Genomic DNA, 20,169 nt, shown 5'->3' on the forward strand with positions numbered 1-20,169 from the left:
ATTCCACGTCCCCAACTTTCTGCATCATCCTATTTCATACATTTCCTGCCTGCGACCCTCCTCATCAGGAGCATTCAAGAATCCGATGAGGTCGCGAAGCAAAATTACGTCCATAACATGGTTGCCATGCTCATCCGAAAGGGTATGCGTAACGCCGTGATATTCACGATCAGAGCACCCCTCATCGATCAACAGTGAATTCAACTCAAACAACTGAACATAGTCATCACCTGCTTCCCAAGCGATAACTAGATCAATATCAGAGGCTTGCTTGTCTCCAGTAGTCAAATCAGAAATCAAGCCATCTAGGGTAAATTTGTACTCCAAAACCTTAAGTTTGGTTGAAACGAAGCCTTCAGGATATTCATCCTCGTAGTCAGAAGAATGCTCCTCGGTTATCCCTAAGGGATTGCTGACTGGGTCGAAAACATGACTTCCATAGTCTGCACCTACCCTTACTCTGTAAGCACCATCGTAGGTGCTCATCTCATTGGTTCCAACTACCTTAATACCTCTTACCACACCACCAGCAACCAACTGATTGAATAGAGCGATAACATCTTGCTCTCTTGAGGGCTCCGAAGAAATAGATATCTCATTTATGGGAATAAAAAAGTTTGGATTCTTCAAAAGCAATGGTGAATTTTCTTCATGTTGCTCAAGCGCCTTCTTCCATCCGTCTACCTTGTCACCCTTGATTAGGCTCTTTTGCTTGTTGTCTTCATTTCTAAGGCAGTCACGAATCCTTGTAAAATTCTTCTCCAAGAGGAGGCGCGAAACTTTCTTTGCAAAGTCGGTAAAAGACTTGTCGAACCCCTTCCTGCCCAAGTCAACAACACAATCTTTGAAGTGTATTACTATATGAACCTGGTTCTGCCTGCCTGTGTACCGCACTAAGGGGATCTGCAACATATCGCCCTGCGGCATATTATCTGCGGCCAACTGAATTCCGGGTTCGTATATTTTGGCAGTCGGTCGATATCTGAACTTGTTTTCTGCCAGCCGCTTCCAAACTTTTGCTCCCGACATAAGGGACGCAATTATGCTAACACTATGATCTTTGCAGAACTGAGCGTCGTCCGGATCGAGGCCATCAATCTTCTCAATTATCGAAGCGCTATCCCATTTAATGGATACTGCGTCGAGGTTTCTGATCTTCACAGGAAGCTTTGCGGCCGCGCCGTTTTTCTTGACGTTTTCCTCAATCGTTTTGACGACCTTATCGTAGTCAACCACCTTTTGGACGTGAGCGTGTGGCGGCAAGTATTCACATCTCTTCGCCACATGCTCTGTCACAACGCCAGATGGGTTAACGTGACAGATGTACACCTCCACGTCGGGAGCCTCGGAAACTGCGCCCAATGCCGTCTTCACACTCAAAGAAACGAACCAAACCTCAGCATTTTTTAAACCGGGCCAAGAAAGCCTTGAAGGCTTTGTTGTCTCGTCCAGCTTTAACGTGATAGACACGCCAGATGAAAACTCGTGAAAGTCCGCGTCAATATACGGATCGCCAGTTGGATAAACTTCCGGATTCGAGCTAGCATTGTCGTTGTGAAGCCAGCTTCTTGCCCCCTCCATCTCGCCGCTAGCGTTGAAGTGCTTTGTTTTCGTATCAATTCTGATGTAATTAAAACCATAAGCTAAAAATGTCGCACCCACACCCTTGCTTCCGCGCTCACCCTTCTCTTTAAATGACTCATGCGGCGCTAAAAACTTCAAGAATGCGCTTTCACTTAAACCGACACCATTATCAGAGACGGTAATTTGGTTTTTCTCTTCATTAATTATTATTCTTATTCTTTTTGCCTCGCCATCATCAGTGCCACGCTTATCAACAGCGTCCATCGCATTTTGGATCAACTCTGCGAATGGATCAAACCAACCTACATATGAATGGAGGATCGAGTGGATGCTACGTTTTGTTCGCTTTAGAACTACGCTCTCGTCGGGCAAGGTTGTGTCGGAAATGCTTAAAGGATCAAAGTTTTCAAACATCGTCTTGTGTCTCTCCAAATATCTCTCTGAGCGTATGACATAGTTGTCGCCTTATCTAGCTACTAGTTTGGCTCATCTTGCCCCGTGCCGCGCAGAGAGATCGACCTTTGAGTATAATCGTTTGCTGCAATGCGTTTGCAGTTGCCTATGGCACGCCGTACTCGCGTCACGCCACGTCTTGCTGGAAAGGCGTCGCGTTCCCAAGCTACCAAAGCAATCCACGATGCGCCTCTACTTTAGTTGGCTGAACCCTCCCCTACCCCACCGTCCCAACCCCTTAACGCAGCGTGCGTATGCATCGCGTATGCATGGGTTGTGCATCAGTTGTGCATCACTTGTGCTGGGGTGCTATGATACCTCCCATCAAATCCTGCCCCACCGGGCGCCCCTGTCACCTTTTTGCCCCTTTCGCCGCCCGACGGCCGGAAGATGCGGGGTTGGTGGTTGCCAGAGCGGGGGCGCGCGCGCATCTTCGCGGCAACAAGAACCCGCGGGCGAGCAGTCTCCTGTTTTACAGATCGATCTTCCCCAAGGCCCTCGCGGCCCTTCTCCTGCTGGCGCTGGCCGCTTGCGGGTCTGATCGGCTTTCTGAATTGAATCAAGGGACTAAGGCCAGCGGCGCCCGTTCTTACGAAGACCCGGACGGGTTGATCGTGGGGCACAGGCTGATGTCGGCGGGGGAGTATGAGTTGGCGCTCTCGGCCTATTACCGGGCCGGCGCCGAGCAGGGGTTGACGGTTGATGTCCTGAGCGCGCTCGGTAGTGCAAATCTCAAGCTCGGCCGCTTGGGCCAGGCCGAGGATCTTCTGCGCAAGGCCATCGAGAAGGATGAGAAATTTCCCCCTGCCTGGAACAACTTAGGCGTCATCCTCATGGAAAAACGCGAGTACGGCGAGGCCGAAAGGGTCTTCAAAATCGCCTTCGCGCTGGACAGTGGCAATTCCGCCGAGATCAAGAAAAACCTTAACCTCGCTATGGATCGCATGAAGATCCCCGGCTATGGTTCTGAACAAGAACAACAAACCAATTTCGACTTGGTGCGCAGGGGCAGCGGGCAATACCTTCTTCTCAGCACGCCATGAGGCAGCAAGAGCAGTAAAAGGACGCAGAAAAATGCGCCAGACATCCCTTATTTCCCTTGCACTTACCGGTGCCCTGGCCCTCTCGGCCTGTCAGAAATCCGCCGATGGCGAGGTCTCCCGCGCGATGGCCTCGGTGAACGCCGTAGACGAAAACGGCCTCTCCGACATCATGCTAACCGTCGCCGACCCCAACGAGGCGGTGAACTACTTCAAGCGCGCCAGCAAGGACAATCCCAAGCGGATCGACCTCAAGCGCGGCCTCGCTCTAAGTCTTGTCCGTGCAAAGAAAAATACCGAGGCCGTCGCCGCATGGCGCGCCGTGGTGAAGCACGAGGACAGCACGCTCGACGACAAGGTCGACTTTGCCGACGCCCTCCTGCGCAACGGCGACTGGAAGGAAGCCGAGACCACGCTAGACGGCATCCCACCCACCCACGAGACCTACAAGCGCTACCGCCTCGAGGCCATGGTCGCCGACAGCAACAAGGAGTGGAAGAAGGCCGACAGCTTCTACGAGACCGCCGTCGCCCTCACCACCAAGCCCTCCGGCGTGCTGAACAACTGGGGCTACTCCAAGCTCTCCCGTGGCGACTACGGCGGCGCCGAGAAGCTCTTCGTCGAGGCCATCCAGTACGACCCTGAGCTCTTCACCGCCAAGAACAACCTCGTGCTCGCCCGTGGTGCTCAGCGCAACTATCAGCTACCCTTGGTTCAGATGACCCAAGTCGAGCGTGCGCAGCTCTTGCACACCGCCGCACTGGCCGCGGTCAAACAGGGCGATGTGGAAACCGGCAAGGGCCTGCTGCAAGAGGCGATCGACGCGCACCCGCAGCACTTTGAAGAGGCCGTGCGGTCGCTCAGGGCGCTGGAAAACAACGTCACCAACTGATCCGGGGCCGCATCCATGCTCGCCCCCGCAACGGCCAGCCTGTGGTTCTTCATCCTGACCGCGCCGATCTGCCTGTACGTGGCGTGGTCGGACATGGCGCGGATGAAGATCCCCAACAAGGCCGTGGTGCTGACCGTCATCGTCTACGCCATCGCGGGGCTGATCCTGCTGCCTTTCGTCGACTACGCTTGGCGCTGGCTCCACCTCGCCGTGGTTCTGGCCATCGGCTTCGTGATGAACATGCTGGGGATGCTGGGCGCCGGGGACGCGAAGTTTGCAGCCGCGATGGCCCCGTTCATCGCGCTGGGTGACCTATTCAACGTGATGATGCTCTTCGCCGCTATCATGTTGGCGGCCTTCGTCACCCATCGCATTGTCCGCACGATCGCCCCCGTCCGCAAGATCGTGCCCCATTGGGAGAGCTGGACGCGCAAGGACTTTCCGATGGGACTCGCGCTCGGGGGAACGCTCGCAGCCTACCTTGCGATGGCTGCCAAATACGGCATCTAGCCCTTTTCCAGCAGGATATAGAGCGGCGTGCGGCTGACCTCTATCAGCGTGTCGCCACGCTGCCCGATCCGCTCCAGCACAAGGCCGCGCACCTTGGGGTGGATGGAGCACTGCGGCACGAGAATGTAATCGGCCGTATCATAGCCCGGCAGCCCGCCGTAGTACCACGGCGCGCCGTTCTCCAGCCGCTCGAAATCGCCGAACAGCCAGATCGAGGAGAAGAGATCGGCGATGAAAATCCGCTCGCCCGCGTGGCCGCTCTCTTCGAGGCTCGTCGCCATGCTGTCGAACAGAGCGGAGAGGCCGAGCATCACCTCGCAACGCGGCAACTCCTCGCCGTTCAGCACATCCGCCGACCCGCGTTCGGCCCTCTCTGCCCATACATCCAAGCCGCTGCCCGGCACTTCCATTGGCACCCGCTTGTCAGCGCGCAGGGCGCGGACAGTTCCGGTTTGCAGATCGGCATGAAGGGTGGCGCGCGGCAGCAGCGGCACATGCTGCGCGGCATCCTGCCCAAGGTGGCGGATCGGGCTGTAGGCGAGGTTGATCGCAGAGGGCACAATCATGGCGAAAGCCGCGGCGCCTGAGAGGCCCACAGCCGTGCGCATATCCCACCCTGCGCCATTTGTGATCCCGCCCTCTGGGCGTGCGGCGAAGAGCAGGATGCCCAGCAACAGGAGCCACTGCGGATCGTTACCGAAGTTCTGGAACGTCACATAAAAGAAGCCGGGTGTCAGGAGCAGCAGCACCAAGCCCTCGGTCATCTTCTTGGCCTGACGCAGCAGGATGACGCTGAACAGCAGCACGATGGAGCCGCCAAGGTAGGCTGGCGCGGCAATGACCGCTGCAAAGGGCGCGCCGGGGTTGGCCCGGACTTCGGAGGCCGAAACCCGCAACAGATCACGCATGTAGGCTGCCCAGAAATCGAGCCCGGCGAAGGCGGTTACGACTGCCACGATTGTAAGGCCGGTGGCCAATGCGAACATGAATGCGCGGTGCTGCTTGTGCGCCAAGAGGCCAACTGCGACCGGGATCACGAAGGCGGCGAAATAGGTGACCTTGCACAGCGCCAGAAAGGCCAGCGCGAGGCCCACCACGATGCCATCGGCCGTCTGGTTTTTGTGTCCGTCGACCGGAGGGAGGGTCGCAATGAGAATTGCGATGAAGGCTGCCGCCCAGGCCCAGCGATTGTAATGCATGGAGATCGAGACCGAGCGCTCAGCCTCTCCGTGCACCAGCGCCGTGACCAGCACGATGACCAGCGCGCCAAAGAGGTAGGGCCAGTACCCGGTGAGCCGCGACAGCCCTGCGCGCCATGCCAGAGGCAAGAGCAGCAGCCCCATCAGCGCCTGGGCATAAAGGATTGAGGAGCCGACCCCTGCCCCCAGCTTCACGAAAAGCGCGATGGGCGCGAAGGCCATGAAGCCGATCGGGGTCATAAAATCGAGATGCGGCCACTCGCCATCAGCCATGCGAAAGACGATCTCGAGCAGATGCAGCATGTCGCCTTCATGCTTGCCGACCAACAGTTGGCCGCGCCACATCGCCAGCCCGGCCTCGACAGCGAGAACCGCCAACAAAACCACGAACAACCTACCGGCGTTTGTCTTTTTCATCGCTGCTCTTGTCCATTTTTTGGCCACAATAGCGGGGCACAGTCCTGCTCACCACGGGTATTGTCCACGCCTTGGGCGGTTATGCGGCGAAACCCGGGGAGATTTTGAGACGTGCGCCAAAAAACGAGCAGGTGACCCGGATGAACATGGAAGTGGCCAATGTGATTGCGCCCCCCGCGCCGAAGCGGTTGGAAGACATGCAATTGCCCCTGGTGATGATGCGCGACATCGTGCTGAAAACCATTTTCCGCAAGAACGTCGAGACCGTGGCCGAAATTTCGCCGGCCATCTGCCTGCCGATCCCGGTGACACAAGAACTGGTGGACCTCGCGCGCAGCCAGAAGCTGATCGAGGCGACGGGTTCCATGACGGCAGGCGGCTCGGGTGAGATGGGCTATCAGCTCACTGACGCCGGCAAGGCGCGAGCGCTCGATGCGCTGGCCCAGTCTGAATACTACGGCGCCATGCCGGTGCCGCTGGAGGTGTATCAGGAGCAGGTGAAGCGCCAGTCGATCCGCAACATCCAGATCACTCGTCAGCAGCTCACCGACGCTATGGGCCACTTGATCTTGCCCGACAGCCTGCTTGACCACCTCGGCCCGGCGGTCTCTGCCGGTCGTTCGATCCTGATGTATGGCCCGCCGGGCAACGGCAAGTCCTCGATCTCGAACGGTATTCGCGATGCGATGGGGGACAAGATCTTCATCCCCCGCGCCATTGAATACGCCGGACAGGTGATCACGGTCTTCGACCCGATCGTGCATACCGCCGTCGAGGAAGAGGCCGACGACCCCAACAGCCTGCGCCGCACCTCGGGCCGCTTCGATACCCGCTATGTGCGCTGCGAGCGCCCGACCGTGATCACTGGTGGTGAGCTTTCACTCTCGATGCTCGACCTGGTCTACAACCCCACCGCCCGCACCTATCAGGCCCCGCTTCAGCTGAAGTCCTCCGGCGGCATCTTCATCGTGGACGACCTTGGCCGTCAGGCTGAGCCGCCGCAGGCACTGGTCAACCGCTGGATCGTTCCGCTGGAAGAGAGCAAGGATATCCTCGCCCTGCAGTCGGGCGAGAAGTTCGAGGTGCCCTTCGACACGCTGGTGATCTTCTCCACCAACTTCCACCCCAACGAGATCTTCGATAAGGCGGCGCTGCGCCGGATCTTCTTCAAGATCAAGATCGACGGGCCGGTGCAGGAGGATTACCTGAAGATCTTCGCGATGGTCGCCAAGAAGCGCGGCATGCCGCTCGATCAGGATGCGCTGATCCACCTGCTGAAGGTGAAGTATCCGGAGATCGACAACATCTACGCCAACTACCAGCCGATCTTCTTGATCGACCAGATGATAGCCATCTGCGAGTTCGAGGGCATCCCCTACCAGATGACGCCCGAACTGATCGACCGCGCCTGGGCGAACATGTTCGTCAAGGAAGAGACGATCGTGCACTAAAGTGACCTGTCGGCAGCGGCGGCGCCTCCTCTTGCCGCCGCCGCCAGCCCGTCATCCGCGGGCGTCTGCAAGCGGGAGTTCCCGCAATCTCATCGATGTCACACAGGCCAGCAGGGCCACCGCCGCACCGATCCAGAAGATCGGGTGAAGAGCGAGCGAGAAACCGTGCTGGACATGCGCCTGCGCCTCTGGTGGAAGGGTGGCGATGGTCGTCGCGCTCATCGAGCGCAGGCTCGTGCCCTCGGGCAAAGTGCCGGCGAGGTTCTGCGCCAGACCGGTACCGAAGAGCGCACCAAAGGCCGCCGTGCCTACCGATCCGCCAATGAGACGGAACATGTTGGCTGAGGCGGTCCCGACGCCGAGCATGTGGCGGGGCACCGCGTTCTGGATCGCGGCGACGCCGATGGAGAACACCGGGCCAAGGCCAAGGCCAACGAAGATCATCGACACGGCCACCAGCCAGAGCGGCGAGCCTTCGGAGAGGGTCGAGAGCGAGAGCATGGCCAAGGCGAGCAAGGCGGTCGAGAGCGTTGGCATGATCTTGTAACGGCCGGTGCGTGCCATGATCTGCCCTGCCCCGGTCGACGAGGCGATCAGCCCGGCCATCATCGGCGTCAGGAACAGCCCCGACACGGCGGGCGACACGCCCTGCACAACCTGCAGGTAGAGCGGGATGAAGGTGATCGTTCCGAACATCGCCACGCCCACCATGAAGCCCACAGTGTTCACCACGAGGAAGGTGTTGTTGCGGAAGAGCCCCAGAGGGAGAATGGGCTCTTCCGCACGCTGTTCGGCGAGAACGAACCCGGCGGCAGCGGCGAGCCCCAAGGCCACGAGGCCCAGAAACGCAGCACTGCCCCAGGGGAGGACCGTCCCGCCAAGGTTGGAGCCGAGCACGGCCACCGAAAGAACGGTGGCGAGCAACCCGGCTCCGAGAAAGTCGAGCTTCGCCTTGCTGGAGCGCGGCGGCGTTTCAAGCGCGAAGCCGAGCACCACGAAGGCCAGCAGGCCGACAGGGAAGTTCACGAAAAAGATCCAGTGCCAGCTGAAGGCTTGAACGAGGAAGCCGCCGATCAGCGGGCCGATGACGGTCGACACCCCGAAGACTGCCCCGAGCAGGCCCTGTGCCTTACCCCGTTCCCGGGGCGGCAACACATCTGCCACCACGGCCATCGACACCACGATAAGACCGCCGCCGCCGAGGCCCTGCACCGCACGCCCGGCGATGAGCATCTCCATCGATTGCGCGAAGCCGCAGATCGCCGAGCCCAGCACGAACACCAGGATGCCGCCTTGGATGACCACCTTGCGCCCGAACAGGTCACCAAGCTTGCCACTAACCGGTGCGCCGATGGTGGAGGCGAGCAAGAAGGCGGTGATGACCCATGTGATGTGATCCACCCCGCCGAGCTCTGCCACCATGATCGGCATCGCCGTGGTCACGATGGTTTGCCCGAGGGAGGCAAAGAGCAGAGTTGCCGCAACGGCAACCAGCACCAAACCCACTCGCCCGCTGGGTGCATTGTCTACAAAGGGCTTTTCGGTTGAAACAGTCACATGTATGTCCTTGCCACCCAAAGCCTGAAAGGCCTTGGTTATCGGGTTCATTGCATATATGTGTCGATAGCATATATATGTCAACCACACGGACAGGGGGAGCCACTTTGGGCGATAGAGACGAGCAAGTTATTCGCGATCTGGACCACGTCGGAGTCAGTGAAGATCTGGCCCGAAGTGCTCTTGAACTGGACGCGACGCTCCAACGCTGGCGGCGCCGTTTCACGAAGCGAGAACTTGGTCTGCGCGCCGTCCGTGAACTCGGGCTGAAAGTGGAACTCGCCGAACTTGATGCGCTCATCGCTGTCTGGCGCCCTGCCAATGAATTTGGCGACGAAGACGAGGGCGAAACCACGGTGGGAACCGTCGCCACCCGCCTCGGCATCGACCCCTCTCGGGCGTCGCGCCTGACCACCGAACTGATCCGTAAGAAGCTGGTGCGCCGTGGCGTGAGCCAAGAAGATGCCCGCCGCGCCATCCTTGAGGTGACCAACGATGGCGACCGGATTGTTCAGGCGGTCCGGGCTTTCAAATTCTACACCCTCGGCCACTTCCTTAAGAGCTGGACCGATGAAGAGGTGCGCACCTTCGTGCCGCTGATCGAGCGGTTCTCGTCATGGTCTGATGCCCCCGACGACCCCAGCGGAAAGATCGCCGCCGAGATCGACGCGCTGCGCGAAGGGCTGACAGATCTGGCGAACCAGAAGGACGACAAATAGAGCCGCATGGCCGCGCTTCCGCCACGCTTCGCCGATTGGTTCGCCCGCAACGGCTGGGAGCCGCACCCCCATCAGATGGAGATGCTGGACCGGGCACAAGAGCCTGCCAGCCTGCTGATCGCCCCGACGGGCGGCGGCAAGACCCTTGCCGGCTTCCTGCCCTCGCTGGCGGAACTGGCGGATGGCAGCCACCAGGGGCTCCATACCCTCTACATCTCACCGCTCAAGGCCCTTGCCGCTGACATTCGGCGCAACCTTTTGCGGCCCGTCGAAGAGATGGGCCTTCCGATCCGGATTGAGGATCGCACCGGCGACACACCGGCCTCCGCTCGAAAGCGCCAGCGTGCCGACCCCCCGCACATCCTGCTCACCACGCCGGAATCATTGGCCCTCCTGATCTCCTACGAGGATGCGCCGCGTATCTTTGCGGGCCTCAGCCGCGTGGTGGTGGATGAGATCCATGCGTTGGCCGAGAGCAAGCGCGGTGACCAGCTCATGCTCGCGCTGTCCCGCCTTCAGGCACTCGCCCCCGGCATGCGCCGCGTCGGCCTTTCGGCTACGGTCGAAGACCCGCCTGCGCTGGCCCGACAACTGGCCTGCCATCCGGACCCCTGCAAAGTGATCCTCGCCGATCCCGGCCCCCTGCCCGACATCGCGATGCTTGAAACCGCAGCCCCTCCGCCCTGGGCCGGGGGCGGCGCGGTCCATGCAATCCCCGAGGTGCTGGCCGAGGTTCGCAAGCACCGGACCACACTGATCTTTCACAACACCCGCGCGCAGGCAGAGATTTTCTTTCACAACCTCTGGCTCGCCAATGAGGAAGGACTGCCAATCGCGATCCACCACGGCAGCCTCGCACGCGAGCAGCGGCAGAAGGTCGAAGCCGCGATGGTGTCCGGTGACCTGCGCGCGATCGTCTGCACCGGCACCCTCGATTTGGGCATTGACTGGGGCGATGTGGATCTGATCATCCAGATCGGCGGGCCGAAGAACGTCAAGCGCCTGGTCCAGCGGATCGGGCGGGCGAACCACCGCTACAACGCGCCCTCCAAGGCCCGGCTGGTGCCCGCCAACCGGTTCGAGGTGCTGGAGTGCCGCGCCGCGCTGGAGGCCGCCGCCGAGCAAGACCTCGATGGCGAGCCGCGCGGCCCCGGCCCGCGCGATGTGCTTTGCCAGCACATCCTGATCCGCGCCTGCGCCGGGCCGTTCGACGAGGCCGAGCTATACCGTGAGGTCAAGACTGTCGGCGCCTATGCAGGGCTGTCGCGGGCCGCCTTTGACGACTGCCTCGATTTTTGCGCCACCGGCGGCTACGCGCTCAAGGCCTATGACCGATGGCAAAAGCTGATGCAGCGTGACGGCCTCTGGGGCCTGCGCGACCCACGCACGGCGCAGCGCATCCGCATGAACATCGGCACCATTCAGGACACCGAGCTGCTCAAAGTGCGCATGCGCGGTCGCGGTGGCCAACCCCTCGGCGAAGTCGAAGAGGGCTTTGCAGCCTCGTTGACAGAGGGCGATACCTTTCTGATCGGCGGCGAGATCGTGCGGTACGAGGGGTTGAAAGAGATGACGGTGCAGGTCAGCCGTTCGGCCAACAAGACACCGAAGATCGCGGTCTTCGGCGGCACCAAATTCTCGGCCTCAACCCGGCTGACCGAGCGGATTCTCGAGTTGATCCACGGCGATTGGCAGGCGCTGCCGGAGGACACCCGCCGTTGGCTGGCGCTTCAGCGCGATGTATCTCAACTGCCGCGTGGCGACAGGCTTCTGATCGAGAGCTTCCCGCATGACAGTCGCGCCCACACCTGCCTCTATGGCTTTGCTGGCCGCAACGCCCAGCAGACGCTCGGCCTTCTTGTGACCCGCAGGATGGAGGAGGTGGGGCTGGACCCGCTGGGGTTTGTCGCCACCGACTACGCCACACTGATCTGGGGGCTGGAGCAGGTCGACGACCCGGCCCCGCTTCTGGCCCCTCAGGTGCTGCGTGACGTGCTAGAAGGGTGGCTAGCGAAGAACGCGGTAATGAAGCGAACCTTTCGTGCCTCGGCCACCATTGCCGGGCTGATCGAGCGCAACCTGCCACAAAACCGCAAAACTGGCCGTCAGGCGACCTTCTCCTCCGACATCCTCTACGACACGCTGCTGAAGTATGACCCCGATCACCTTCTGATGCGGATCACCCGCGAAGAGGCGATGAAGGGGCTTGTAGATTTCGGACGTGTCGAAGAGATGCTCGCCCGCGTCGAGGGCCGCATCGACCATGTGGTGCTTGACCGGGTCACACCCATGGCCGCACCCCTCTTGCTTGAAGTGGGCAAGGTTCCGGTGGCCGGCAAGGGCCGCGAGAGGTTGGCGGAAGCTGAGGCCGAGGCGCTCATGGCCAAGGCCGGTCTGTCGAGCGGGGGCTTGCAGTAATTCGACATTTCGGCCTAGGAACGGATCATGAACGCTCATGCCTTCACCCTCGCCGGCTGCCGTCTCGAGGCGCGCCCTACCGGAGCGCTTTGGCTGCCCGATGAGCGGCTCCTGTGCGTCTCTGACCTGCATCTTGGCAAGTCCGAACGGATGGCCCGGCGGGGCGGCTCGCTTCTGCCGCCCTATGAGACTCTGGAAACGCTGGACAGGCTCGAGGCCGAGCTGGACCTGCTCGCGCCGGACACGGTGATTTGCCTTGGCGACAGTTTCGACGACTTGGGTGCAGCCCTGGCCTTGCCCGACAGTCTCAGGGTGCGCCTCGCAGGCATGCAAGCCGGTCGTCGCTGGATTTGGATCGAGGGCAACCACGATCCGGGACCGGTGGAGCTTGGCGGAGAGCACATGGCGCAACACGCCGTGGCGGGCCTCCGGTTCCGTCACATCGCGGAGGATGTCTGCACCGCGGGCGAGATCTCGGGGCACTACCACCCCAAGCACCGCCTGCCCCGCTCCGGCACCTCGCGCCCGGCCTTTGTTTACGATGGCACGCGACTCATTCTGCCCGCCTTCGGCACCTATACCGGCGGCCTGCGGTGTGACACGCCAGAACTGCGCCGCCTCTTCGCAGCCCGCGCCATCGCCGTGCTCACCGGGCCGCGCGCCCTCGCCGTGCCCCTGCCCTGACTGCGGAGTGCCTTGCCTCCCGCCGCGATTGCCCGCAGCCTGCACGTGGGAGGGCCGCAAATGACAAGTATCGAAGACCGCATCCGCGGCAGTTTCGCCCGGCAAAGCATGATGGCAACGCTGAGGGCCGAGGTGGCTGCCGTTGCCGAGGGCCGAGTGACCCTCACCGCCCCCATTGCGGACCACGTGTTGCAACAGCATGGCTACGCCCACGCAGGCCTTGCCTTTTCGCTGGCTGACAGTGCTGCTGGATACTCTGCGCTTTCAGTCATGCCGGCGGACAAGGAGGTTCTGACCATCGAGATGAAGATCAACCTCATCGCCCCCGCCGCCGGCACGCGGCTGGTTGCGGAGGGGCGCGTCATCAAAAACGGGCGGCGGCTGGTCGTGGTGGCGGCCGATGTGTTTGCAGTAGAGAACGAAACGCGCCGGCACTGTGCGGTGCTGCAAGGCACGATGATCCCGGCGTGACACCGGGCAGGAAAGGAAAGCGAGATGGATAGCACCACCGAAGGCAGACTGATCGCCCAGCGTCAGGTCATCGCGATGATCGTCGCCGGGCGCAGCAAGGACGACATCCTGCAATGGCTGGAAGAAGCCATGCGCGACGGGCAGGAGGACCCGGGCGCAGTCAATGAGGAGGCCTTTGCAATCGAGGGCGCATTGGCAGACGAACGCCAAGCGCTCGCCCGCGAAATCCGCCTGCGCTCAGGCGGTTAGACCTTCGGGCTCCGGCAACCCGTGCGCCCGGCAGCAGGCGGTGAGCGTGTTCGCCAGCAGACAGGCGATGGTCATCGGTCCCACCCCGCCCGGCACCGGCGTGATCGCCGCTGCGTTGTCCGAAGCCGCCGCGAAATCCACATCGCCCAAAAGCTTGGTCTTGCCCGGTTTGTCGGGGTGCGGGATGCGCGTGATACCCACGTCGATCACTGTGGCACCCGGCTTGACCCAATCACCCTGCACCATCTCGGCCCGCCCCACGGCGGCGATGAGAATATCGGCGCGGCGGCACACCTCGGCGAGATCCTTGGTGCGGGAGTGGGCAATGGTCACAGTGCAGTTGTTGCGCAGTAGGAGCTGGCCCATCGGTTTGCCAAAGAGATTGGAGCGCCCGATCACTACCGCCTCCTTGCCAGTGAGATCACCGAGTTGATCGCGCAGCAACATAAGGCAGCCCAGCGGCGTGCAACTCACAAGCGCCTTGCCGCCCGTCGCCAGTAGCCCCGCGTTGGTCACGCTAAGCCCGTCGACATCCTTGGTCGGGTCGATCCTCGCCACCGTGCGGCGCTCGTCAAGCTGCTCGGGCACCGGGAACTGGCAGAGGATGCCATGCACCGCCGGATCGGCATTGAGTTTGTCGATCAGGGCAAAGAGCGTCTCTTCGGAAGCATCGGCGGGCAGTTTGTGCTCGAAGCTGGCCATGCCAACCTCAACTGTCTGCCGGTGCTTGGCCGCCACGTAGACCTCGCTCGCCGGGTCTTCGCCCACCAGCACCACGGCGAGGCCGGGCGTGATGCCATGCTCGTCCTTGAGCCGCGCCACATGGCCCGCCACCTTTTCCCGAACCGAGGCCGCGAAGGCTTTTCCGTCTATCGTCTTTGCGCTCATGTGGCTCTCCATCTGGGTGCGTATCCTGTGCCAGCGCCTAACGGTCGGCGCCGCCGGTGCCAAGCTGCTCTTGCTCGCGGGCAACGTAGTAGTCGATCATCTCGCGCCACATGGCGCGGGCGAGGTCTGGTGCGAACCCGGCAGCCTCTGCCTTGGCAGTGACGTTCTGAAGCACCGCCTCGGCGCGGGAGGGGGCAGCGGCAGAGATGCCCGCCGCCCGCTTCAGAGCCGGAACGCAATCCACATGCGCCTGCCGCTCGGCCAGCAGGGTGATCAGCGCGGCATCGATCTCGTCGATCTGCGCGCGCATCTCCTCCATGGTGCCGATCGTGGCAGGCGGCTTGCGCATCAGAACAGCCCTTCCACGTCGCCCGCCTCATTCAGGCCGATGCTCTGCGCGGCAGGGGTACGCGGCAAGCCCGGCATGGTCATGATCTCCCCGCAGATCGCCACGATAAACCCGGCTCCGGCAGAGAGGCGCACCTCGCGCACTGGCACCGAATGGCCGGTGGGCGCGCCGCGCAGGTTGGGATCTGTCGAGAAGCTGTATTGCGTCTTGGCCATGCAGACCGGCAGATGACCGAAGCCCGCCGCCTCCCACGCGCGGAGCTGATCGCGGATCTTCTTGTCAGCCAGCACCTCGTCGGCATGGTAGATGCGGGTCGCGATGGTCTCGATCTTTTCGAAAAGGCCCATCTCGTCGGCATAGAGCGGTGCGAATTGCGAGGTGCCGCTGTCGGCAATCTCGGCCACGCGGGTCGCCAGCGCTTCGGTGCCTTTCGAGCCCTCGGCCCAGTGCTTGCAGAGGATCGCCTCCGAGCCCATTTCGGCCACGTAGTCCTTCACCGCCTGCACCTCGGCGTCGGTATCAGAGACAAAGTGGTTGATCGCCACCACCACCGGCACGCCGAAGCTCTTCACGTTCTGGATATGCCGCCCGAGGTTGGGGCAGCCCGCCTGCACCGCCGCAACGTTCTCGGCCCCAAGGTCGGCCTTGGCGACGCCGCCGTTCATCTTCATCGCTCGCACCGTGGCCACGAGCACCACGCAATCGGGCGCGAGGCCCGCCTTGCGGCACTTGATGTTCATGAACTTCTCGGCCCCGAGGTCGGCGCCGAAGCCCGCCTCGGTCACCACGTAGTCGGCCAGTTTGAGCGCGGTCGTGGTGGCGATGACCGAGTTGCACCCATGCGCGATGTTGGCAAAGGGGCCGCCATGCACGAAGGCCGGGTTATGCTCGAGCGTCTGCACGAGATTGGGCTGCATCGCATCCTTCAGCAGCACCGTCATCGCCCCGGCTGCCCCAATCTGCGCGCAGGTGATCGGCTCACGCTCGCGGGTATAGGCCACGATGATCCGGCCGAGCCGGTGTTCAAGGTCGGCAAGATCGGTCGATAGGCAAAGGATCGCCATGACCTCGGAGGCTACGGTAATGTCGAACCCGCCTTGCCGCGGGAAGCCGTTGGCCACACCACCAAGGCTCACCACCACGTCACGCAGGGCACGGTCGTTCATGTCCATCACCCGGCGCCAGACCACGCGGCGTTCATCGATGCCCAGCTCGTTGCCCCAGTAGATGTGATTGTCGATCATCGCCGACAGCAGGTTGTGAGCGCTGGTGATCGCGTGGAAATCGCCGGTGAAATGGAGGTTCATCTCCTCCATCGGCACCACCTGTGCATAGCCGCCGCCCGCCGCGCCGCCCTTCATGCCGAAGCAGGGGCCGAGCGAGGCTTCGCGGATGCAGATCGCCGCCTTCTTGCCGATGGCATTCAGCCCGTCGCCGAGGCCAACTGTCGTGGTCGTCTTGCCCTCGCCTGCCGGCGTCGGGTTGATCGCCGTCACAAGGATGAGCTTGCCGTTCGCGCGGTCCTTCAGGCCCGAGATAAACGCCTGTCCCACCTTGGCCTTGTCATGGCCGTAGGGCAGCAGGTGCTCCTCCGGAATACCCAGCTTGGCGCCGATCTCCTGAATGGGGCGTTTCTTCGCCTCGCGGGCAATCTCAATGTCGGATTTCACGCTCATGGGGCCTCCCTCCTCCGGTCGCGGTGTTACTCAGGTGGTAGCGCTCACGCCAGCCCGGCAGCGGGCCTATTGCGACATATTCGGGCGCGGAAACGCCGGGTGCGGGAAACCGGGGTTGACGATTGGAAACCCCGGTGGCTCAGGTGCCCGCCCAGGCGGGCTGGTCGGGGAGGAACACAGTGAGCGTGTCTCCCACCGTAATCCGGCCCTCGCGTTCGATCCACGCGGTGACGCCACGCTTTCCCATCGCCGCCGCCTTGAAGCCCTTGCCGTGTCCGGGGTGGGTCTCTTCGATTTCCTTGGCCGGAAAGTTGCACGGGCCGTTTTCGAGATCGACGGTGATTGTGGCCCCCGAGGGCGCCTGAAGCCGGGTGCCGGGCGGGATGTGGGAAAAGTCCGGCAGGCCGGAGAGAATGAGCGACGCGCCGAGAAGGTCCGGCGAAAGCTCTTCCAGACCAAGCGTCTGGGCGATCTCGGCCAACTCCTCAGTAGAGAGGATCGAAAGCTGGCGGGTGTTCCGAATGGGCGTGCCGCGCTCGGGATAGAGTGCGAGAACCCGCGAGCAAGAGGGCCGGGTTGCGCCGCCGTGATCTTCTCCGGGAAAGCCCTCCAGCGTGGCATCCACGATACCGAGCGGCTCCGAGCGCAGGGTGGCCTCCCGGCTCTCAACCCAGCCCAGCCAGGTCACCGTGGCGGTTGCGTCGATCTTCTTCAGTCCGGCCATTGCGCGTTCCTTCAGCTGTTGCGGCGGACCGTAAGGAACAGCCGCCGAAAGGGGAAGAGGACAGTGCCTTCTGCCTCGAGCGGGTAGGTGGTGACGAGGTCGGCATCGTAGGCCGCGAGAAACCGGGCCTCTTCGGTAGCATCCATGGCGCTAGTGTAGGGCCGCATGAAGGTGGATTGGGTGAAGAGCCTCACGGGGTGCGCATCCGCAGCGGCGGGCAAGCGTTGGATGTAGGTCGTTTCCCACACATCGGCATCGCCGAACGGCGCAAGCAAGCGCATGTATGTCTCGGGCGCTGCGACCGGTTCGCGCGGCGCGTCGAAGCGGCCAGGGAACAGGTCGACCGCGACATCGTGGATGAGCCGGTGCGAAGGCGCGTTGTGTTGGAGCGGCATCTGCACGGCAAGCTGGCCACCGCATGTGAGCAGGCGGACCAGATGCGGAAAAAGAGATGCGTGGTCCGGCAGCCATTGCAGCGCTGCATTGGAGAAGATCAGCGCCGGCGGCGTGTCTGGCACCCATGTAGCGGCGTCTTCTTCGAGCAACCTGTCGTAGGCAGAAACAGTACGCGCCTTGGCGAGCATCGCGGGCGAGTTGTCGACACCGATCAGCGGATGCTGGGGATGACGCGCTGCGAGCGCCTCGCCCATCACGCCGGTACCGCACCCAAGGTCCACCACTGGGCCGTCCGGCAATTGCCCGGTTTGCGCAAGCAAATCCATCGCCGGGCGCAGACGGGGCGCGGTGAAGCGAGAATAAAGATCGCTGTTCCAGTCGGTCATGGCAGGGCCTCATTGTATGCAAATGCATACTATGTGAAAACGATCACCATCAAGACAGCCTGCTTACCGCGGCTCCAAAGCAGAAACGCCGCGCATTTGCGCGGCGTTTCCATCACTATTCATCCCGGTCAGGCCGAGGGCTCGGGTTCCATGCCGCCGCCACCTTTGCGCGGCTTGGTTTTGGGGATGGCCGTCAAGGACGGCTTGTCGCTTTGCCCGCCACCGGGCGCTGCACCGGTGTCGTCATCATCGCCCCGGTTGAGCGGCTCCCCGGCGATTACGCGGGTGATCTCGTTGCCTGTCAGCGTCTCATACTCCAACAGGCCCTGCGCCAGCCGCTCCAGATCTTCCGACTTCTCGGTCAGGATCCGCTTGGCGGTTTCGTAGCCCTCATCGACGAGATCACGCACCTTGTCGTCGATAAGCTTCTGCGTGATGCCGGAATGGTTGGTCTGGCCTTGGTAGCCGCCGAGATAGCTCTGCTGCTCGTTGGCGTAATCCACGTAGCCAAGTTCCGGGTCAAAGCCGAAGCGGGTGACCATCGCTCGTGCGATCCGCGTCACCTGCTGGATGTCGGAGGCCGCGCCGGAGGTCACGTTTTCCGGCCCGAAGATCAGCTCTTCAGCCACGCGCCCACCCATCGCCATTGCGATCTGGCTCTTGTACTTGGTGTAGCTCACCGAAAGCTGGTCACGCTCCGGCAAGCTCAGCACGAGGCCAAGAGCCCGACCACGCGGGATGATCGTTGCCTTGTGGATCGGGTCGTGCTGCGGCACGTTAAGGCCCACAACGGCGTGGCCAGCCTCGTGGTAGGCAGTCAGCTTCTTCTCGTCCTCGGTCATGACCATGGAGCGCCGCTCGGCCCCCATCATCACCTTGTCCTTGGCGTTCTCAAAGTCTTCCATGGTCACGAAGCGCCGGCCCACGCGGGCGGCCATCAGGGCGCTCTCGTTCACGAGGTTGGCGAGGTCCGCACCGGAGAAGCCGGGCGTACCACGGGCGATGATCCGCAGGTCCACGTCGGGGCCGAGCGGCACCTTGCGAGCGTGCACGCCGAGGATCTTTTCACGGCCCTTGATGTCCGGGTTCGGCACCTGCACCTGACGGTCGAAGCGGCCGGGGCGTAGCAGCGCCGGGTCCAGCACGTCTGGGCGGTTGGTCGCAGCGACGATGATGATGCCCTCGTTCGCCTCGAAGCCGTCCATCTCCACCAGCAGCTGGTTCAGCGTCTGCTCGCGTTCATCGTTGCCACCGCCGTAGCCCACCCCGCGGGAGCGGCCCACGGCGTCGATTTCGTCAATGAACACGATGCAGGGCGCGTTCTTCTTGGCCTGTTCGAACATGTCGCGCACGCGGCTTGCACCAACGCCCACGAACATCTCCACGAAGTCGGAGCCCGAGATGGTGAAGAAGGGTACGCCCGCCTCACCCGCAATCGCGCGGGCCAGCAGGGTTTTACCCGTGCCCGGAGGGCCAACGAGCAGTGCACCCTTGGGGATCTTGCCGCCGAGGCGCGAAAACTTCTGCGGGTTGCGCAGGAACTCGACGATCTCTTCAAGCTCTTCCTTGGCCTCGTCGATACCGGCGACATCATCGAAGGTGACGCGCCCGTGCTTTTCGGTCAGCAGCTTGGCCTTGGACTTGCCGAAGCCCATCGCCCCGCCGCGCCCGCCGCCCTGCATCCGGTTCATCAGGAAGATCCAGATGCCGATGAGGATGATGAAGGGCAGGAGCGTGCCGATGTAGGCCAGCAGGCCATTCTGTTGCTGGGCCTTGGCGCTCACCTCCACGTCATTGGCGATCAACACCTCGGTCGGGTCCACGCCCGGCGGGATGATCGTGGTGTAGGTGGTGTCATCGGTGGTGCGGACGCGCATCTCCTCACCGTCGATCGTGGCCTCGCTGACGCTACCGTTCTCTACCGCCTCGACGAAGTCGGAGTAGCTCAGGTTGCGCGACGACATGGTGGCGTTGTCGCCGGAGAAGAGGTTGAAGAGCGCAAGGATCAAAACGAACAGAACGACCCAAAACGCGATATTGCGTGCATTGCCCATCAGGCAGACACCTCCCGGAAAGCTAGAATGCCGCGCGGGCGCGGTTCATCGC

At 62.1% G+C, this 20,169-nt stretch carries 18 protein-coding genes; 9 read left to right on the forward strand and 9 right to left on the reverse strand.

Translation table 11 applies throughout. The features are described 5' to 3' along the window. Window positions 1–24: 24 nt before the first annotated feature. Window positions 25–1,998, reverse strand: a complete 1,974-nt coding sequence (locus KUV38_RS10955; RefSeq protein ID WP_261384534.1) for an ATP-binding protein — start codon at window positions 1,996–1,998, stop codon at window positions 25–27. A gap of 440 nt (window positions 1,999–2,438) precedes the next feature. On the opposite strand from KUV38_RS10955, the gene KUV38_RS10960 reads away from it, so the two are divergent. The 3 genes from KUV38_RS10960 to KUV38_RS10970 are packed head-to-tail and all read left to right on the forward strand — an operon-like array spanning window position 2,439 to window position 4,479. Continuing rightward, complete coding sequence (locus KUV38_RS10960) at window positions 2,439–3,080, forward strand: tetratricopeptide repeat protein (protein ID WP_410001027.1); 642 nt, start codon at window positions 2,439–2,441, stop codon at window positions 3,078–3,080. A 31-nt stretch (window positions 3,081–3,111) separates the two neighbouring features. After that, window positions 3,112–3,969 carry a tetratricopeptide repeat protein gene (locus KUV38_RS10965; protein WP_222470081.1) on the forward strand — a complete coding sequence of 286 codons (858 nt, stop codon included), beginning with the start codon at window positions 3,112–3,114 and terminating at the stop codon, window positions 3,967–3,969. Window positions 3,970–3,984: 15 nt separating this feature from the next. Further along, window positions 3,985–4,479, forward strand: a complete 495-nt coding sequence (locus KUV38_RS10970; protein ID WP_222470082.1) for a prepilin peptidase — start codon at window positions 3,985–3,987, stop codon at window positions 4,477–4,479. Here KUV38_RS10970 and KUV38_RS10975 read toward each other — a convergent pair. Beyond that, window positions 4,476–6,095 (reverse strand): hypothetical protein, encoded by a 1,620-nt coding sequence (locus tag KUV38_RS10975; protein ID WP_222470083.1) that lies wholly within the window; start codon window positions 6,093–6,095, stop codon window positions 4,476–4,478. The genes KUV38_RS10970 and KUV38_RS10975 overlap by 4 nt on opposite strands. A 140-nt stretch (window positions 6,096–6,235) precedes the next feature. Between KUV38_RS10975 and KUV38_RS10980 the strand changes: the two genes are divergently transcribed. Further along, entirely contained in the window at window positions 6,236–7,546 is a 1,311-nt protein-coding gene (locus KUV38_RS10980) for an ATPase (protein WP_222470084.1), read from the forward strand. Between the two features lie 51 nt (window positions 7,547–7,597). On the opposite strand, the gene KUV38_RS10985 is transcribed toward KUV38_RS10980, so the two are convergent. Beyond that, the gene (locus KUV38_RS10985; protein WP_222470085.1) at window positions 7,598–9,154 is read right to left on the reverse strand and encodes an MDR family MFS transporter; all 1,557 of its coding nucleotides are present in this window, start codon (window positions 9,152–9,154) and stop codon (window positions 7,598–7,600) included. Between the two features lie 56 nt (window positions 9,155–9,210). Between KUV38_RS10985 and KUV38_RS10990 the strand changes: the two genes are divergently transcribed. Genes KUV38_RS10990 through KUV38_RS11010 form a run of 5 tightly spaced genes read left to right on the forward strand, consistent with a single transcriptional unit; the run spans window position 9,211 to window position 13,644 of the window. Further along, window positions 9,211–9,822 (forward strand): MarR family winged helix-turn-helix transcriptional regulator, encoded by a 612-nt coding sequence (locus tag KUV38_RS10990; protein WP_261384533.1) that lies wholly within the window; start codon window positions 9,211–9,213, stop codon window positions 9,820–9,822. 6 nt (window positions 9,823–9,828) lie between these two features. After that, a complete protein-coding gene (locus KUV38_RS10995) occupies window positions 9,829–12,240 on the forward strand; it encodes a ligase-associated DNA damage response DEXH box helicase (protein WP_222470087.1) in 2,412 nt (803 codons plus the stop codon). A 27-nt stretch (window positions 12,241–12,267) separates the two neighbouring features. Then, window positions 12,268–12,924, forward strand: a complete 657-nt coding sequence (gene pdeM, locus KUV38_RS11000; protein WP_222470088.1) for a ligase-associated DNA damage response endonuclease PdeM — start codon at window positions 12,268–12,270, stop codon at window positions 12,922–12,924. Window positions 12,925–12,984: 60 nt separating this feature from the next. Further along, complete coding sequence (locus KUV38_RS11005; protein WP_222470089.1) at window positions 12,985–13,395, forward strand: PaaI family thioesterase; 411 nt, start codon at window positions 12,985–12,987, stop codon at window positions 13,393–13,395. Window positions 13,396–13,419: 24 nt separating this feature from the next. Further along, window positions 13,420–13,644 carry a hypothetical protein gene (locus KUV38_RS11010; protein WP_222470090.1) on the forward strand — a complete coding sequence of 75 codons (225 nt, stop codon included), beginning with the start codon at window positions 13,420–13,422 and terminating at the stop codon, window positions 13,642–13,644. On the opposite strand, the gene folD is transcribed toward KUV38_RS11010, so the two are convergent. The 6 genes from folD to ftsH all read right to left on the reverse strand — a co-directional run bounded on the left by folD (window position 13,633) and on the right by ftsH (window position 20,117). Further along, window positions 13,633–14,532, reverse strand: a complete 900-nt coding sequence (folD, locus tag KUV38_RS11015; protein WP_222470091.1) for a bifunctional methylenetetrahydrofolate dehydrogenase/methenyltetrahydrofolate cyclohydrolase FolD — start codon at window positions 14,530–14,532, stop codon at window positions 13,633–13,635. The two genes, KUV38_RS11010 and folD, sit on opposite strands and share 12 nt — an antisense overlap. Window positions 14,533–14,569: 37 nt before the next feature. Then, the gene (locus KUV38_RS11020) at window positions 14,570–14,881 is read right to left on the reverse strand and encodes a chorismate mutase (RefSeq protein ID WP_261385205.1); all 312 of its coding nucleotides are present in this window, start codon (window positions 14,879–14,881) and stop codon (window positions 14,570–14,572) included. After that, window positions 14,881–16,557, reverse strand: coding sequence for a formate--tetrahydrofolate ligase (locus tag KUV38_RS11025; RefSeq protein WP_222470092.1), 1,677 nt, complete (start codon window positions 16,555–16,557; stop codon window positions 14,881–14,883). The genes KUV38_RS11020 and KUV38_RS11025 overlap by 1 nt, the downstream gene beginning before the upstream one ends. A 139-nt stretch (window positions 16,558–16,696) precedes the next feature. Continuing rightward, window positions 16,697–17,281: an MOSC domain-containing protein gene (locus tag KUV38_RS11030; protein WP_222470093.1), complete on the reverse strand. Its 585-nt coding sequence runs from the start codon at window positions 17,279–17,281 to the stop codon at window positions 16,697–16,699. Window positions 17,282–17,292: 11 nt separating this feature from the next. Continuing rightward, on the reverse strand, window positions 17,293–18,063 hold the full coding sequence (locus KUV38_RS11035; protein WP_222470094.1) for a methyltransferase domain-containing protein: 771 nt from the start codon (window positions 18,061–18,063) through the stop codon (window positions 17,293–17,295). Between the two features lie 128 nt (window positions 18,064–18,191). Beyond that, window positions 18,192–20,117, reverse strand: coding sequence for an ATP-dependent zinc metalloprotease FtsH (gene ftsH / locus KUV38_RS11040; protein WP_222470095.1), 1,926 nt, complete (start codon window positions 20,115–20,117; stop codon window positions 18,192–18,194). Window positions 20,118–20,169: the final 52 nt, after the last annotated feature.

Source organism: Vannielia litorea, from assembly GCF_019801175.1.
Lineage (GTDB): Bacteria > Pseudomonadota > Alphaproteobacteria > Rhodobacterales > Rhodobacteraceae > Vannielia > Vannielia litorea_B.